This is a genomic window from Streptomyces sp. NPDC057302 (genome assembly GCF_042667685.1).
GTDB lineage: Bacteria > Actinomycetota > Actinomycetes > Streptomycetales > Streptomycetaceae > Streptomyces.
In genome coordinates this window covers 52,156-67,961 of record NZ_JBHUZJ010000048.1, presented here as the reverse complement: position 1 = coordinate 67,961, position 15,806 = coordinate 52,156, and the positions used below count along the sequence as shown (strand labels likewise).

Annotated in this window: 16 protein-coding genes; 11 read left to right on the top strand and 5 right to left on the bottom strand. The window is 71.1% G+C overall.

The annotated features are described in order from the left end of the window. Positions 1-98: 98 nt before the first annotated feature. Positions 99-1,895 (bottom strand): AMP-dependent synthetase/ligase, encoded by a 1,797-nt coding sequence (locus tag ACFUPX_RS28610; protein ID WP_383328727.1) that lies wholly within the window; start codon positions 1,893-1,895, stop codon positions 99-101. A 340-nt stretch (positions 1,896-2,235) separates the two neighbouring features. Between ACFUPX_RS28610 and ACFUPX_RS28605 the strand changes: the two genes are divergently transcribed. From ACFUPX_RS28605 to ACFUPX_RS28580, 6 genes are all read left to right on the top strand, one after another. Next, positions 2,236-2,985 carry a metallophosphoesterase gene (locus ACFUPX_RS28605; RefSeq protein WP_383328736.1) on the top strand — a complete coding sequence of 250 codons (750 nt, stop codon included), beginning with the start codon at positions 2,236-2,238 and terminating at the stop codon, positions 2,983-2,985. A gap of 90 nt (positions 2,986-3,075) precedes the next feature. Then, entirely contained in the window at positions 3,076-3,519 is a 444-nt protein-coding gene (locus ACFUPX_RS28600; protein ID WP_383328724.1) for an SRPBCC family protein, read from the top strand. 79 nt (positions 3,520-3,598) lie between these two features. Further along, positions 3,599-4,726, top strand: a complete 1,128-nt coding sequence (locus ACFUPX_RS28595) for an ArsA family ATPase (protein ID WP_383328721.1) — start codon at positions 3,599-3,601, stop codon at positions 4,724-4,726. Positions 4,727-4,797: 71 nt separating this feature from the next. Beyond that, positions 4,798-5,268 (top strand): DUF5304 domain-containing protein, encoded by a 471-nt coding sequence (locus ACFUPX_RS28590; RefSeq protein WP_383328717.1) that lies wholly within the window; start codon positions 4,798-4,800, stop codon positions 5,266-5,268. Positions 5,269-5,322: 54 nt separating this feature from the next. Next, positions 5,323-6,264, top strand: a complete 942-nt coding sequence (locus ACFUPX_RS28585; RefSeq protein WP_249590389.1) for an ROK family glucokinase — start codon at positions 5,323-5,325, stop codon at positions 6,262-6,264. 100 nt (positions 6,265-6,364) lie between these two features. Beyond that, positions 6,365-7,129: an endonuclease/exonuclease/phosphatase family protein gene (locus ACFUPX_RS28580; protein WP_383328714.1), complete on the top strand. Its 765-nt coding sequence runs from the start codon at positions 6,365-6,367 to the stop codon at positions 7,127-7,129. Here ACFUPX_RS28580 and ACFUPX_RS28575 read toward each other — a convergent pair. Both ACFUPX_RS28575 and ACFUPX_RS28570 read right to left on the bottom strand, forming a co-directional pair. Then, a complete protein-coding gene (locus tag ACFUPX_RS28575; protein ID WP_383328711.1) occupies positions 7,126-7,830 on the bottom strand; it encodes a hypothetical protein in 705 nt (234 codons plus the stop codon). The two genes, ACFUPX_RS28580 and ACFUPX_RS28575, sit on opposite strands and share 4 nt — an antisense overlap. Next, positions 7,742-8,521 (bottom strand): alpha/beta hydrolase, encoded by a 780-nt coding sequence (locus tag ACFUPX_RS28570; protein ID WP_383328708.1) that lies wholly within the window; start codon positions 8,519-8,521, stop codon positions 7,742-7,744. The genes ACFUPX_RS28575 and ACFUPX_RS28570 overlap by 89 nt, the downstream gene beginning before the upstream one ends. Positions 8,522-8,668: 147 nt before the next feature. On the opposite strand from ACFUPX_RS28570, the gene ACFUPX_RS28565 reads away from it, so the two are divergent. From ACFUPX_RS28565 to ACFUPX_RS28545, 5 genes are all read left to right on the top strand, one after another. Beyond that, positions 8,669-9,415, top strand: a complete 747-nt coding sequence (locus tag ACFUPX_RS28565) for a lysophospholipid acyltransferase family protein (RefSeq protein WP_383328733.1) — start codon at positions 8,669-8,671, stop codon at positions 9,413-9,415. Between the two features lie 67 nt (positions 9,416-9,482). Continuing rightward, a complete protein-coding gene (gene macS, locus ACFUPX_RS28560; protein WP_383328705.1) occupies positions 9,483-10,751 on the top strand; it encodes a MacS family sensor histidine kinase in 1,269 nt (422 codons plus the stop codon). Then, on the top strand, positions 10,748-11,431 hold the full coding sequence (locus tag ACFUPX_RS28555; RefSeq protein ID WP_383328702.1) for a response regulator: 684 nt from the start codon (positions 10,748-10,750) through the stop codon (positions 11,429-11,431). Before macS ends, ACFUPX_RS28555 begins: the two co-directional genes overlap by 4 nt. 134 nt (positions 11,432-11,565) lie before the next feature. Continuing rightward, positions 11,566-12,603, top strand: a complete 1,038-nt coding sequence (locus tag ACFUPX_RS28550; protein ID WP_383328699.1) for a 6-phosphofructokinase — start codon at positions 11,566-11,568, stop codon at positions 12,601-12,603. A gap of 108 nt (positions 12,604-12,711) precedes the next feature. Beyond that, on the top strand, positions 12,712-13,716 hold the full coding sequence (locus ACFUPX_RS28545) for a 2-hydroxyacid dehydrogenase (RefSeq protein WP_383328696.1): 1,005 nt from the start codon (positions 12,712-12,714) through the stop codon (positions 13,714-13,716). Between the two features lie 7 nt (positions 13,717-13,723). Here ACFUPX_RS28545 and ACFUPX_RS28540 read toward each other — a convergent pair whose 3' ends face one another. Together ACFUPX_RS28540 and ACFUPX_RS28535 are read right to left on the bottom strand one after the other, a co-directional pair. Continuing rightward, the gene (locus ACFUPX_RS28540; protein WP_383328693.1) at positions 13,724-15,595 is read right to left on the bottom strand and encodes an anthranilate synthase family protein; all 1,872 of its coding nucleotides are present in this window, start codon (positions 15,593-15,595) and stop codon (positions 13,724-13,726) included. A gap of 119 nt (positions 15,596-15,714) precedes the next feature. Next, positions 15,715-15,771 (bottom strand): trp operon leader peptide, encoded by a 57-nt coding sequence (locus ACFUPX_RS28535; protein WP_351162541.1) that lies wholly within the window; start codon positions 15,769-15,771, stop codon positions 15,715-15,717. Positions 15,772-15,806 lie beyond the last annotated feature (35 nt).

The following is a 15,806-nucleotide window of genomic DNA, read 5'->3' as shown; positions in this document are numbered from 1 at the left end:
CCCCTGAAGGGGCGCGGGGAACTGCGCGAGCAACCACAAGAGACCGGGAGCCGCGAAGAGACGAAGCCCCCCACGGCGAGTGGGCGCCCCCGCCAACGCTACCCGCGGTAAATCGCCTCGATCTCGTCCGCGTAATCCTTCGCCACAACGTTTCGCTTCAGCTTCAGCGACGGCGTCAGATGCCCCGACTCCTCCGTGAACTGCGAACCAAGGACACGGAACTTACGCACGGACTCCGCCTTGGAGACCGCCGCGTTGCCGTCGTCCACCGCGCTCTGGATCTCCGCGAGGAAATCCGCGTCGTCCCGCAGCGACACAGCCGTGGAGTCCGCGGGCTTCCCGTGGTCCAGGGCCCACCGGCCCACGAACTCGTCGTCCACCGTGACCAGCGCGCCCACGAAGGGCCGGCCGTCGCCCACGACCATGCACTCAGCAACGAGGGCGTGCGCGCGGATGCGGTCCTCGATCACCGCGGGAGCGACGTTCTTGCCGCCCGCCGTCACGATGATCTCCTTCTTGCGGCCGGTGATCCGGAGGTAGCCGTCCTCGTCGAGCGTGCCGATGTCGCCCGTGTGGAACCAGCCGTCGGCGAGCGCCTCTTCGGTCGCGCCCTCGTTGTTCCAGTACTCCGTGAACAGGTGCTCGCCGTGCAGCAGCACCTCGCCGTCGTCGGCGATCCGGACGACCGATCCGGGCAGCGGCTGGCCGACCGTGCCGATCTTCTGGCGGTCCCAGGGGTTGAACGCGGTCGCCGCACACGACTCGGTGAGGCCGTAGCCCTCCAGGACGGTGAAGCCGATGCCGCGGAAGAAGTGGCCCAGGCGCTCGCCGAGCGGCGCGCCGCCCGAGATCGCGTACTCGCCGCGACCGCCGAGGACGGCCCGCAGCTTGCTGTAGACCAGCTTGTCGAACGTCTTGTACTTGATCTTCAGGCCGAGCGAGGGGCCGCTCGGGGTGTCGAGCGCGCGGCTGTACGCGATCGCCGTGTCCGCTGCCTTGTCGAAGATCTTGCCCTTGCCGTCGGCCTGCGCCTTGGCGCGCGCCGAGTTGTAGACCTTCTCGAAGACGCGCGGGACGCCCAGGATCATGGTCGGCCGGAACGAGGCCAGCTCGTCCGTGAGGTTCTTGACGTCCGGCGCGTGGCCCAGCTTGATCGGCGCCATCAGCGCGGCGACCTCGACCAGGCGCCCGAAGACGTGCGCGACGGGAAGGAAGAGGAGCACCGAGCACTCGCCGGTGCGGAAGAGCGGCTTGAGGCGCTCCACCACGTTGCCGCACTCGGCGAAGAAGCTGCGGTGCGTGAGGACACAGCCCTTGGGGCGGCCCGTGGTGCCCGAGGTGTAGACGATGGTGGCCGGGTCGTCGGCGCCCGCGACCGCGCCGCGCTCGTCGACGGTCTCCTCCGGGACGTCGGCGCCCGCGCGGTTCAGCTCGGCGACGCCGCCGCGGTCGATCTGCCAGATGCTGACCAGATCGGGCAGCCGGTCGCGCACCGATTCGACGGCGGCGCTGTGCGCGTCGAGCTCGACGATGATGGCGACGGCGCCGGAGTCGCCGAGGATCCACTGGATCTGCTCGGCCGAGCTCGTCTCGTACACCGGCACGGTGACGGCGCCCGCGCTCCAGATCGCGAAGTCGAGGAGCGTCCACTCGTAGCGGGTGCGGGACATCAGGGCGACACGGTCGCCGGGACGCACTCCGGAGGCGATGAGCCCCTTGGCCGCGGCACGCACCTCGACGAGGAAGGTCTTGGCGTTGACGTCCTGCCAGGTGCCGTCCACCTTGCGGCCGATGACGGCCACATCCGGATGCTGCGCGGCATTTCTGCGGACGATGTCGGTCAGATTGCCGTCCGCAGGGACCTCGTACAGGGCCGGAAGGCTGAACTCGCGCAAGACTGCTGCTCCTACATAGGGCGCCGGCGCCACGACGTTGTGCGATGCGACGGTGCGGTCCAAGATCGGGCAGGTGCTCCGGGGAAACAGGGGGGAAAGACGACTGGAGCACTACTGGACTGCCCGGACGTTACCCATGGGTATGGCTTGTTCGATAGGGGGTCCGGGCCAGATGTTCGGTGCGTCACACGACGTTGTGGTCTGAACCGCACAGTACGCCACGCCATTCCCGACTCGGAAGTAACCGCAGGTCCGCCCCCTTCTCCATGCTTCTCGGGGCCTCTACCCACGTTTGCCCGCTCGTTCTAGGGTGATCGGCATGCCAGGTTTCCGGGTCAATGTGGTCAGTGACGTGCACGGCAACACAAAGGATCTCGCCCGCGCGGGCGAGGGCGCCGACGCGCTCGTCTGTCTCGGCGACCTGGTCCTCTTCCTCGATTACGCCGACCACTCGCGCGGGATCTTCCCCGACCTCTTCGGCAAGGAGAACGCCGACCACCTGGTCGACCTGCGCACCGCCCGCCGGTTCAACGAGGCCAGGGAGTTCGGCGCCCGCCTCTGGGCGGGGGTGGACCGCGCCCCCGCCATCGAGGGGGCGGTGCGCAAGCAGTACGCCGAGATGTTCGCCGCCTTCCCCACACCGACGTACGCGACGTACGGCAATGTCGACATGCCGACCCTCTGGCCCGAGTACGCGGGCCCGGGCACCACCGTCCTCGACGGCGACCGTGCCGAGATAGGCGGCCGGGTCTTCGGCTTCGTCGGCGGCGGCCTGCGCACGCCCATGCGGACGCCCTACGAGATCAGCGACGAGGAGTACGCGGCCAAGATCGAGGCCGTCGGGGAGGTCGACGTGCTCTGCACGCACATCCCGCCGGACGTCCCCGAGCTCGTGTACGACACCGTCGCGCGCCGCTTCGAGCGGGGCAGCCGTGCGCTGCTCGCGGCCATTCACAAGACCCGCCCGAGGTACGCACTTTTCGGCCACGTCCACCAACCGCTGACGCGGCGGATGCGGATCGGGGCGACGGAGTGTGTGAACGTGGGGCACTTCGCGAGCTCGGGCAGGCCGTGGGCCCTGGAGTGGTGATGGTGGGCCACTTCGTGCGCGGTAGCCTTCACGCGTCACACACGTAGACACCACCCCCCGTACCGGACCGCATCTGGAGGAGCCACAGCGATGGCGGAACACACCAGCTCGAGCATCACGATCGAGGCGGCACCGGCCGAGGTGATGGCAGTGATCGCCGACTTCGCGCGCTACCCGGACTGGACGGGCGAGGTGAAGGAGGCCCAGGTGCTCGACACCGACGAGCAGGGCCGCGCCAAGCAGGTCCGCCTCGTCATGGACGCGGGCGCGATCAAGGACGACCAGACGCTCGGGTACACGTGGACCGGCACGGACGAGGTCAGCTGGACCCTCGTCAAGTCGCAGATGCTGCGCTCGCTCGACGGGTCGTACCTCCTGAAGCCCGTGGGGACCGGCACGGAGGTCACGTACAAGCTGATCGTCGACGTCAAGATCCCCATGCTCGGAATGATCAAGCGCAAGGCGGAGAAGGTCATCATCGACCGGGCGCTGGCGGGCCTGAAGAAGCGCGTGGAGTCCGGTCCTCAGAACTGATCACTGCGGAGTGACGGGTCGGCGGGCGGGAAAGATCCGCCGCGAGGCGGCGGCCCGAACTCACGTACCGTTCACCCTTATGCGCACCCTTTTCGTCACCGGCCCCGGCGGCTCCGGTCGTACCACCGTCGCCGTGGCCACCGCGCTCGCCGCGGCGCGTGGGGGCGGCGAAACCCTCCTGATCACCGCCGACCGGGTCGACACCGGCCCGGAGCGGAACCTCACGGTCCGGGAGCTGACCCCCGCCGACGAGTTCCGCGCCGACCTCCTGGCCCTCCAGCAGCGCGCGGGCTCCGCCCTCGACCTGCTCGGTGCCGGACGCCTCGAAGGCGAGGAGCTCACCCCGCTGCCCGGCAGCGACGAGCTGGCCCTCCTTCGCGCGCTGCGCGACGCCGGGCAGGGCGCGTACGACACCGTGGTCGTGGACCTGCCCCCGGCGCCCCGCGCCCTCACGGTCCTCGCGCTCCCCGAGCAGCTGCGCCGCTACCTGCGCAGGCTGCTTCCCCCCGAGCGGCAGGCGGCCCGCGCCCTGCGCCCCATGCTCGGCCGCCTCGCGGGCGTCCCGATGCCCGCCGAGTGGCTGTACGAGACCGCCACCCGCTGGGACACCGAACTGGCCGCCGCGCAGGCGATGATCGAGGCCCCGGGCACGACGGTCCGCCTGGTCGCCGAGCCCGGCCCCGCGGGCGCCGACGCCGTGCGCGCCGCCGCCACCGGCCTCGCCCTCCAGGGCCTGCGCACCGAAGCCCTGCTCGCCAACCGCGTCCTGCCCGACACCGCCGACACCTGGCTCTCCGGGCTCGTCGCCCAGCAGCGCAAGACGCTGGCCGAGTGGGAGGAGGCGTACGGCGAAAGCCTGCGCCCGCTGCCGCACCTGGGCCGCGATCCGCACGGCGCCGACGACCTGGCCGCCCTCGGCGTGCCCGCCCCCGCCGCGGCCCCCGGGCCCGTGAAGTGGCCCGTCCTGGACGGCCTCGCCGACGAAGGGGTGCTGGTCTGGCACATCCCGCTCCCCGGAGTCGTACGCGAAGAGCTCGGACTCATCCGGCGGGGCGACGAACTGGTCGTCACCGCGGGTCCCTTCCGCCGCATCGTCACCCTGCCTTCGGCCCTGCGCCGCTGCACCGTCGCGGGCGCCGGACTGCGCGAGGGCGAACTGCGGGTGCGGTTCACGCCGGACCCGGATCTGTGGCCGCGGACACGGTGAACGGGCAACCGCCGTTCGGGTAACGTCGAGAGTACGAATCCATAGCCGCCCTCCGCAGGAGTCTGTCCGTCATGAGCGATGCCACCGAGCGCGAAGTGCCCGAACCCGAAGCGGCCGACACCGACGCCGACGCGTGGCAGAAGGCGTGCGCCGAGGATCTCGCGGCGGAGAAGGCCCGGCGCCGTGCCCAGTACGGGCCGCCACCGGGATCGGCCGCCGAGGAGCTGCGCAAGCTCGTCGACGCCGTCTCGGAGAAGCTGACAGGATTCCAGGGCCCGCTGCTCGGCGCGGTCGCGCAGGGCGCCGTCGAGCAGACCGTGCGGCAGGTCGTCCAGCAGGCGAAGGCCGCCGTCGAACCGGTCATCGAGCGCAACCCCGACGTCTTCGACCACCTGGCGGCCGCCGGCGGCGAACTGCTCGCCGCCTACCGCTCCGCCGTCGAGGGCCAGGAGGGCCGCTGGACCCGCGGGAGCGACGCGGCGAAGGGCCCCGACCCGCGGGACGAGGGCCCCGGTCCCGCGGAACACATCGACCTGGACTGACTACCCCTCGGGTACGGTTGCCCGTAGCGGGGCTCGACCGAAACTGAGGGACACATGGGACTCACCATCGGCGTCGATATCGGCGGCACAAAGATCGCGGCCGGAGTGGTCGACGAAGAGGGCACCATTCTCGACACCCACAAGGTGCCCACGCCGCCGACCGCCGAAGGCATCGTGGACGCGATCTGTGCCGCCGTCTCCGGGGCCGGCAAGGGGAACGACGTGGAGGCCGTCGGCATCGGCGCCGCCGGTTACGTCGACGACAAGCGCGCCACCGTTCTCTTCGCACCGAACATCGACTGGCGCCACGAGCCGCTCAAGGACAAGGTCGAGCAGCGGGTCGGACTGCCGGTCGTCGTCGAGAACGACGCGAACGCCGCCGCCTGGGGCGAGTACCGCTTCGGCGCGGGCCAGGGCCACGAGGACGTCATCGTCATCACCCTGGGCACGGGCCTGGGCGGCGGTGTCATCATCGGCAACAAGCTGCGGCGCGGACGCTTCGGCGTGGCCGCCGAGTTCGGGCACATCCGGGTCGTGCCGGACGGGCTGCTGTGCGGCTGCGGCAGCCAGGGCTGCTGGGAGCAGTACGCGTCGGGGCGCGCCCTCGTCCGGTACGGACAGCAGCGGGCCAACGCGACGCCGGAGGCCGCGGAGATCCTCCTCGGGCTCGGCGACGGCACGGTCGAGGGCATCCAGGGCAAGCACATCAGCGAGGCGGCCCGGCAGGGCGACCCGGTCGCCGTCGACTCCTACCGCGAGCTGGCCCGCTGGGCCGGAGCGGGCCTTGCCGACCTGGCCTCGCTCTTCGACCCTTCCGCGTTCATCGTGGGCGGCGGACTCTCCGACGAGGGCGAGCTGGTGCTCGACCCGATCCGCAAGTCCTTCCGCCGGTGGCTCATCGGCGGGCAGTGGCGTCCGCACGCGCAGGTGCTCGCCGCCCAGCTGGGCAACAAGGCGGGGCTCGTGGGCGCGGCCGACCTGGCCCGCCAGGGCTAGCCCCGCCGCGTTCCACCGCTTTTCGTACGAGGCCCGCCGTCCCTTCCCGGGGCGGCGGGCCTCGTCGTCGCGGCACCCCGCAGCGCGTATCTTGATCTCCATGGTGACGCTGCCCAACTCCCGGACCGAAGACGACGGTTCAGCCGTGGTCCGGGTGCTCAGTTACAACATCCGGTCCATGCGGGACGACACCGACGCGCTGGCCAGGGTCATCGCCGCGTGCGCGCCCGACCTCGTACTCGTGCAGGAGGCGCCCCGCTTCTTCCGGTGGCGCAAGAAGCTGGCGCGGCTCGCCCGCGCCGCCGATCTCGTGATGCTCTCCGGCGGAGCCACCGCGTCCGGGCCCGCCCTGCTCTGCTCGATGCGGGCCACCGTCGAGCGGACCGAGGACGTGCTGCTCCCGCTCACGCCGGGACTGCACCGGCGGGGTTTCGCGACCGCCGTCGTGCGGTTCGGGGGCGCCAGGCTCGGCGTCCTGAGCTGCCATCTGAGCCTGCAGAGCGACGAGCGGTACGCACAGGGCGGGATGCTGCTCGAGCGCCTCGCCGCGATGGGCGTGGAGCACGCCGTCGCGGGCGGCGACCTCAACGACCGGCCCAAGGGGCGTACGTTCCGCAGGCTCGCCTCGGGGCTGCGGGACTGCTGGGCGAGTGCGCCCTGGGGCGGCGAGAACACCTCGACGCCGTGGGACCCGCATCAGCGCATCGACGCGATCTTCGCGACGGACGGGGTCGAAGTCATCGGCTGCGGTGTGCCGTTGGAGCTGCCCGGGGTCACGGAAGCGGATCTGCGGGCGGCCACCGACCATCTGCCGGTGCTCGCCGCCCTGCGGATCCCCGCGGCCCGGAAGCCCGCGCCCGCCTAGACCACCGCGCCGCGGCCGGGGTCCTCGTCCTCTTCGTCGTCGTGCTTCATCCGCGCGACCAGCGTGCCGAAGCCGCCGAGGAAGCCGCCGATGCTCAGCGTCGTCAGCCACCACGTCATCTGCCAGCCGAGCAGCACCGCGAGCAGGAGCAGCAGCGGGCCGCCGAGCACGGCGAGCCAGGCGAACTTCGCCGTCACGTCGGCGGCGGGCAGCGGCGGCGGCTCCGGCGGGACGAAGTGGCCCTCGTCGTCGGCGTCCAGGTCGTCGTCGGACGGCTCGGGCGCCACGTGGTCACGCGGGCCGCCCACGCCGGGGGCGAAGGAGACGGAGCCGCCCAGCGCCTTCTTGGACCCGGAGTCGTCGGGGTCGTCGGGAGCGGTCTTGGTGTCACCCGATGCCGATCCCGGAGAGTCGTTCGTCTCCGGTTCGAGCAGCGCCAGGTCCTCGATGGACTTGAACGGCTTGGCGCCCGGCGGGTCGGCCGGCTCCTGGCCGTACCCCGCGACGATCGCCTGCCAGGCCGCGTCCTCGTCGAGCGGCAGCCCTTCGGAGGGCTCCTGCCGCTTCTCGGGCTCGCGGCTCTCGTCGCCGTCGGGTTCGATTCGGTCCTGCTCAGCCACCGGTGGCCGTCCCTTCCTTACCAACGCTGGGGGCGAGCCGGCCGATGAACGCGTAGCTCTCCTCGAAGATCCGGTCCGCATCGTGGTCCAACGTCGCGACGTGGTAGCTCTGTTCCAGGAGGGTCTCGGTGACGTCCGTGGACGACACCCGGCTGAGGATCCTGGCCGAGTCGGCGGGCGGCACCACATGGTCCTGCGGGCTGTGCAGCAGGAGCAGCGGCTGGGTGACCTGCGGCAGTTCGCCGTCCACCCGCTGGAAGAACCGGCGCAGGGAGTGCGCCGCGTGCAGCGGGATCCGGTGGTAGCCGACCTCCTCCGAGCCCTTGAGCGCGATGTCGCTCACGATGCCCTTCGTCGAGGGCAGCAGATACCGGGCGACCGGCAGCGCGTGCGCCGCGAGTCCGTGCACCTTGTTCCCCGGGTTCACGACGACGACGCCGCGCACCTCGTCGCCGTGGATCGCGGCGAGGCGCAGCGCGAGCGCCCCGCCCATGGAGAGGCCGAAGACGAAGACCTCGGTGCAGCGCTCCCGCAGCGCCCGCAGCTCGCGCTCCACCTCCGCGTACCAGTCCTGCCAGCCGGTGATCTGGAGGTCCTCCCAGCGCGTGCCGTGTCCGGGAAGCAGCGGGAGCGAGACGGTCAGGCCGCGTTCCGCGAGGTACTCCGCCCAGGGGCGCAGGGACTGCGGAGATCCGGTGAAGCCGTGACAGAGGAGGACGCCGACCTCGCCGCCCTCGTGGCGGTACGGCTCGGCTCCGGGGAGGACCGGCACTTCGGTCTCCTTCGTGAGATGTGGAGGAGTACTTCACCGTACGCGACCGGACCGACACCGACCAGGGCCGTCGGGCCCTTAGGACCTACTGCGGGTTAAGGTCTGATCCACACTTAACAGGAGGCACTCGGTTTGATCTACGGCGCAATGAAGGTCGCCATCGGAGGGCCACTGAAGCTCGGCTTCAGGCCCTGGGTGGAGGGCCTTGAGAACGTACCCGCCGAGGGACCGGCCATCCTGGCGAGCAACCATCTCTCCTTCTCCGACTCCTTTTTCCTGCCCGCGGTCCTCGACCGCAAGGTCACCTTCATCGCGAAGGCGGAGTACTTCACGTCCCCGGGCGTGAAGGGCAAGCTCACGGCCGCCTTCTTCAAGGGCGTCGGCCAGCTGCCCGTGGACCGCTCCGGCGGTCGCGGCGCGGGCGAGGCCGCCATCAAGAGCGGCATCGACGTCCTGGAGCGCGGTGAGCTCTTCGGCATCTACCCGGAAGGCACGCGTTCGCCCGACGGGAGGCTCTACCGTGGCAAGCCCGGCGGCCTCGCACGCGTGGCCCTCGCCACCGGGGCGCCCGTGCTCCCCGTGGCGATGATCGACACGGAGAAGATCCAGCCGCCCGGCAAGGTGGTGCCGAAGCTGATGCGGCCGGGCATCAAGATCGGCAAGCCGCTCGACTTCAAGCGCTACCACGGCATGGAGCACGACCGGTTCGTTCTGCGGGCGGTGACCGACGAGGTCATGTACGAGATCATGAAGCTTTCCGGCCAGGAGTACGTCGACGTGTACGCGACCGCTGCCAAGCGTCAGCTCACGGAGGCGGCGAAGGCCGAGAAGGAAGCCGAGAAGAAGGCGGAGAAAGCGGCCGCGGCCGCCGAGAAGGAACGGTCCGGCGCGTAATCGCGTCGCTGCACGGGGAGCCCGGCGCGAGGGGAAGCCGCCGGGCACCGCAGGGGGTTGGGGGGACATGGCCAAGCGCGTTCGTGTCATGAGGATGTCGGTCGAGCAGCCGCTGTGGCGCGCGCTGACCGGCTACCGCGTACTGACGATGCTGTACGCGATCGGCCTCTTCGTGGCCGCGTACGAGAAGTTCGACCGGCCCTGGGTGGCCATCGCGTACTACGCGGTGCTCGCGGGCTGGACCATCGGCACGCTGCCGAAGGTCGCGAACGCGGCGAACTGCACCAAGCGGTTCCTGGTCATCGACCTGACCATCGCGCTGGTCGGCATCCTGCTCACGCCGGTCGCCGACTCCCACCAGCGGATCGTCCACGACGGCCCGACGCTGCCGTCGATATGGACGGCGGGTGCGGTCCTCGCGTTCGCGATCAAGGGCGGCTGGCGGTGGGCGGCCTTCGCGTCGGCGCTGGTCGGCGCCGCCAACATCGCGCAGCGCGGCAGGCCCACCCAGGACACCCTCCACAACGTCCTGCTCGTCTGCATCGCCTCCATCGCCATCGGGTACGTCGTCGAGGTGGCCCGCGCCTCCGAGCGCACCCTCGCCCGCGCCCTGGAGATCGAGGCCGCGACCCGCGAGCGTGAGCGCCTGGCCCGCGACATCCACGACAGCGTGCTCCAGGTCCTCGCGATGGTGCAGCGGCGCGGCAGCGCGCTCGGCGGCGAGGCGGCGGAGCTCGGCAGGATGGCGGGGGAGCAGGAGGTCGCGCTGCGCACGCTGGTGGCGGGCGGCCTGGTCCGCACCTCGCACGAGTCGGAGGACGCCTCGCTGGGCGCCGTCGTCCGTGCGGTGGAGGAACCCGACGAGGAGGAAGCCGCCGACACCGAGCCCTGTGACCTGCGGTCGCTGCTCTTCCCGTACGCGGGCGCGAAGGTGACCGTCTCGGAGCCGGGCGCTCCGGTCGGCCTCGCGCCGAAGGCCGCGCGGGAACTGGCCGCAGCGGTGGGCGCCGCCCTGGACAACGTCCACCGGCACGCCGGCCCGGACGCCGCCGCCTGGATCCTGGTCGAGGACGAGCCGGACGCCGTGATCGTGACGGTGCGGGACGACGGCCCCGGCATCCCCGAGGGGCGTCTCGCCGAGGCCGAGGGCGAGGGGCGGCTCGGTGTCGCCCTGTCGATCCGGGGGCGGCTGCGGGACATCGGCGGCACGGCCGAGCTGATCTCGGTGCCGGGCCAGGGCACGGAAGTGGAACTGAGGGTCCCGCGGCCCGCGAAGGGCTCCGCGGGCCCGGCGAACGTACGCGACACACGGGGGAAGGCAGGAAAGGAACGATGAGCGAGTTGCAGCAGCAGGACGGCGCCGTCAGGGTCATGGTCGTCGACGACCATCCGATGTGGCGGGACGCGGTCGCCCGCGACCTCGCGGAGGCCGGCTTCGACGTGGTCGCCACGGCGGGCGACGGCGAGCAGGCCGTGCGGCGCGCACAGGCCGTGGCGCCCGACGTCCTCGTACTGGACCTGAACCTGCCCCTGAAGCCGGGCGTCCAGGTCTGCAAGGAACTCGTGGGCGCCAATCCGGCCCTGCGCGTGCTCGTCCTCTCGGCCAGCGGCGAGCACGCCGATGTCCTGGAGGCGGTCAAGTCCGGCGCCACCGGCTATCTCCTGAAGTCGGCGTCCACCGCCGAGCTGACCGACGCGGTGCGCCGCACGGCCGTCGGTGACACGGTCTTCACGCCGGGCCTGGCGGGCCTGGTCCTCGGCGAGTACCGCCGCCTCGCGTCCGATCCGGCGCCCGGGACGCCGGACGAGCCGAAGGCCCCGCAGCTGACCGACCGCGAGACCGAGGTGCTCCGGCTCGTCGCCAAGGGGCTGAGCTACAAGCAGATCGCCGAACGCCTGGTCATCTCGCACCGCACCGTGCAGAACCACGTGCAGAACACCCTGGGCAAGCTCCAGCTGCACAACCGCGTGGAGCTCGTGCGGTACGCGATCGAGCGAGGTCTCGACGACGCATGACCCCTCATAAGAGTGAACCCGCGTGATCAACTCCCCTTTATCGGCCAGGAATTGACCATCCGGACCGTCCCTGAGTGACCTGGATCACCATTAGCGTGACTCGCATCAGGTCACTGAGGCGAAGGGACGTTTCCATGGCGGCCAAGAAAATCGGAGTACTGACCGGAGGCGGCGACTGCCCCGGGCTCAACGCCGTCATCCGGGGCGTCGTCCGCAAGGGCGTGCAGGAGTACGGCTACGACTTCGTCGGCTTCCGGGACGGCTGGCGCGGTCCGCTGGAGGGCGACACCGTTCCGCTCGACATCCCGGCCGTGCGGGGCATCCTGCCGCGCGGCGGCACCATCCTCGGCTCCTCGCGCACCAATCCGCTCAAGGCGGAGAACGGCGTCCGCCGGATCAAGGAGAACCTCACCAAGTACGAGGTCGACTCCCTCATCGCGATCGGCGGCGAGGACACCCTCGGCGTCGCCGCGCGGCTCACCGACGAGTACGGCATCAACGTCGTCGGCGTACCGAAGACCATCGACAACGACCTGTCCGCCACGGACTACACCTTCGGCTTCGACACCGCGGTGGGCATCGCCACCGAGGCGATCGACCGGCTGCACACCACCGCCGAGTCGCACATGCGGGTCCTGGTCTGCGAGGTCATGGGGCGGCACGCGGGATGGATCGCGCTGCACTCCGGGCTCGCCGGGGGCGCGAACGTCATCCTCATCCCCGAGCAGCGCTTCGACGTCGACCAGGTGTGCGCCTGGGTGACCTCGCGGTTCAAGGCGTCGTACGCGCCGATCGTCGTCGTCGCCGAAGGGGCCATGCCCAAGGACGGCGAGATGGTCCTCAAGGACGGCACGCAGGACTCCTTCGGGCATGTGCGGCTCTCGGGCGTGGGGGAGTGGCTGGCCAAGGAGATCGAGGGGCGCACCGGCAAGGAGGCGCGGACCACCGTCCTCGGGCACATCCAGCGCGGCGGGACGCCCAGCGCCTTCGACCGCTGGCTGGCCACGCGGTTCGGCCTGCACGCGATCGAGGCCGTGCGGGACGGCGACTTCGGGAAGATGGTCGCGCTGCAGGGCACGGACATCGTGCGGGTTCCTATCGCGGAGGCGACGGCGAAGCTGAAGACGGTGGATCCGAAGCTGTATTCCGAGGTCGGGGTCTTCTTCGGCTGATCTTCGGTGGGCGGGTGCCCCTGTGCCGCCGCTTCGCGGCGGAGCTCTTCCACCCGCCCACCCGTTCCCGTAGTGCCGTCCTGCCCCGACATATCTAGACTCGCCCGCATGGAGATCCTCGCCTTCGGCGTGCAGACCGACGAGCGGCCGTTGATCGAGAAGGCCTTCGCCGCGCACCACGACGTCCGCTGCCTGGACGTCTTCCTCACCGAGGACACCGCCCCCATCGCCGCGGGCTACGAGATCGTCTCCACCAGCGTCAACGCCGATCTCGGCAACCGCGTCCTGCAGACCCTCGCCGCGGGCGGCACGCAGCTGATCGCCCAGCGTTCGACCGGGTTCAACAACATCGATCTCCAGGTCGCCGAACGCCTCGGCCTCACCATCGCCCGCGTCTCGTACTACTCGCCGTACTCCGTCGCCGAGTTCGCCTGGACCCTGGCGATGGCCGTCAACCGCCGCATCGTCCGCGCGAGCAACCGCACCCGCGACTTCGACTTCAGGCTCGACGGCCTGATGGGCAGGGACCTGCGCGGTCGCACGGTCGGCGTGCTCGGCACCGGGAAGATCGGTGAGGCGTTCACCCGGATCGCGCACGGCTTCGGCATGAATCTGCTCGGCTGGGACGTCGCCGAGAACCCCGCGTGCGTCGAGCTCGGCATGAAGTACGTCCCGAAGGAGCAGCTCTTCGCCGACGCCGACCTGATCAGCCTGCACGTGCCGCTGCTGCCCGCCACGCAGCACATCATCGACGCGGACGCGCTGCGGACGATGAAGGACGACGTGATCCTGGTGAATTCGAGCCGCGGCGGCCTGATCGACACCGACGCCCTGGTCTCGGAGCTGCGGAGGGGGCGCTTCGCGGGCGTCGGGCTCGACGTGTACGAGGCGGAGGCCGGGCTCTTCTTCCTCGACAGGTCGCTCGAAGCCATCGAGGACGACACCCTGGCCCGCCTGATGACGTTCCCGAACGTCGTGGTCACCTCGCACCAGGCGTACTACACCGCGGACGCGGTCGGCCAGATCATCGACACCACGGTCCAGAACGTCCTGGACTACAAGGAGGGCCGCCGCAGCGAGAACGTGCTGGTCCCGGCGGCCCCCAAGCCCTAGACCGCTGCTAGACCAGTACCCCTGAGAGCAGCTCCCGCACGATCGCCGTCCCGCGCAGCGAGAGCACCGACTCCGGGTGGAACTGGACGCCCGCGAAGCCGGGCCCCCGCAGCGCGTGCACCTCTCCCGTGGCCTCGTCCCTGCTGACCTCGATGCCGTGCGCCGCCAGCTCCAGCGAGGTCTCCTCGTCGCAGCGGGCCACGAAGCTGTTGTAGAAGCCGACCGTCTCCGGCCGCCCGAACAGATCGATCCGCGTCTGGGCGCCCTGGTACGGGACCTCCTTGCGGACGATCTCCAGGCCCAGCTCGGCCGCCAGCAGCTCATGGCCGAGGCAGACGCCCAGGACGCCGTGGCGGTGCTCGCGGACGGCCTCGGCGGTCAGCGAGCGCAGGAAGGCCATCTTCGGGTCGGCGGGGTCCGACGGGTCGCCGGGTCCCGGACCGATGACCAGCGGGCCCTCGTGGGCGAGCGCCGCTTCCCGCAGCCCCGGCTCGTCGTAGCGGCGTACGGAGACCGTGAGCCCTGACGAGCGCAGCAGATGCGCGAGCATCGCCGTGAACGTGTCCTCGCCGTCGATCACCAGAGCGTGCCCGGACAGCTCCGCCGTCGGCTCCCGCATCCGCAGCCAGAACGGCGCGAGCCCGGCCCGCCGGCCGTCGAGCGCCTCCCGCACCCGCGGGTCGTCGGCGAGCGCGGGGCGTACGCGCTCCTCGCGGGGCCGCCCCGGCCGCACCCCGAGTGCGGCGAGCACGCCGGCCGCCTTCGCGTGCGTCTCGGCCACCTCGCCCGCCGGGTCCGAGCCGCGCACCAGCGTCGCGCCGACCGGGACCCGCAGCTTCCCCCGCGCCGAGATGTCGGCGGTGCGGATCAGGATGGGGGAGTCGAGGGTCTGCGCGCCGCCCGCGTCGCGGCCGATGAGGGCGAGGGCGCCCGCGTAGTAGCCGCGCCCGCCCGCTTCGTGGCGCTCGATGACGCGGCAGGCGTTCTGCACGGGCGAGCCGGTGACGGTCGCCGCGAACATCGTCTCCTTCAGGACCTCGCGCGCGTCGAGCGACGACTTGCCCCGCAACTCGTACTCGGTGTGCGCGAGATGGGCCATCTCCTTGAGCCGGGGGCCGATGACGACCCCGCCCATGTCGCCGACGGTGCACATCATCTTGAGCTCCTCGTCGACGACCATCGACAGCTCCTCGGTCTCCTTGCCGTCGGCGAGGAAGCCGAGCAGATCGTCCGCGGTGGGGCCGTCGGCCGGGTAGCGGTAGGTCCCGCTGATCGGGTTCATGACGACCGTCCCGCCGGACATCCGCACATGCACCTCGGGGCTCGCCCCGACCAGGGTCCTGTCCCCGGTGTGCACGACGTACGTCCAGTAGGCGCCCCGCTCGCCCACGAGCAGCCTGCGGAAGAGGGCCAGGGCGTCCGCCCTGCCGAAGCCGGGGATCTCCCCCTCGTACGTCCGGCGGATGACGAAGTTCGCGCCCTCGCCCCGCCCGATCTCCTCGCGCAGGACCCGCCCGACGATCTCCGCGTACGCGGTGTCGTCGACGTCGAAGGCCCCGCCCTCGACGCGCACGTCATGGGCGGGCAGCGTCGAAAGGGCCTCGGAGAGCGGGATCTCGTACGTCTCGTCGGCGGTCAGGACCGCGAGCGGCGTGCCGTCGTCGCGTACGTCGAATCCGCGCTCCCTGATCTGCCGGAAGGGGATCAGGGCGAGGCCCTCGTCGGGGATGTCGGCGAGCCGGTCGTACGTGGCGACGGCGCCGACGATGACCTCGACCGTGTCGTGGTCATGGCCGGGCGTGCGGCGCCGGAGCACGGCGAACGGCCGGTCGTCGTCGATCAGGTCGGTCAGATCGAGCAGGTGCGGCTGGGAATGCATCGGTTCGGTTCCTTCTCACTCGGAGAGGAACGGCCCCGGTCCTGAGCTTCCCGGGCAGGTCCGGAAAACACTGAAGGCCGCCCCTCGGGCGGCCTTCGCGAGTCTCGATACGCGCAGAATCAGTGGGCCGCCGGATGAGCGGGCCACCACCAGTTTCGGGTCGTCTGCGCGTGCATGTCCCGCACCCTAGCGCATCACCCCGTGTCTGGTC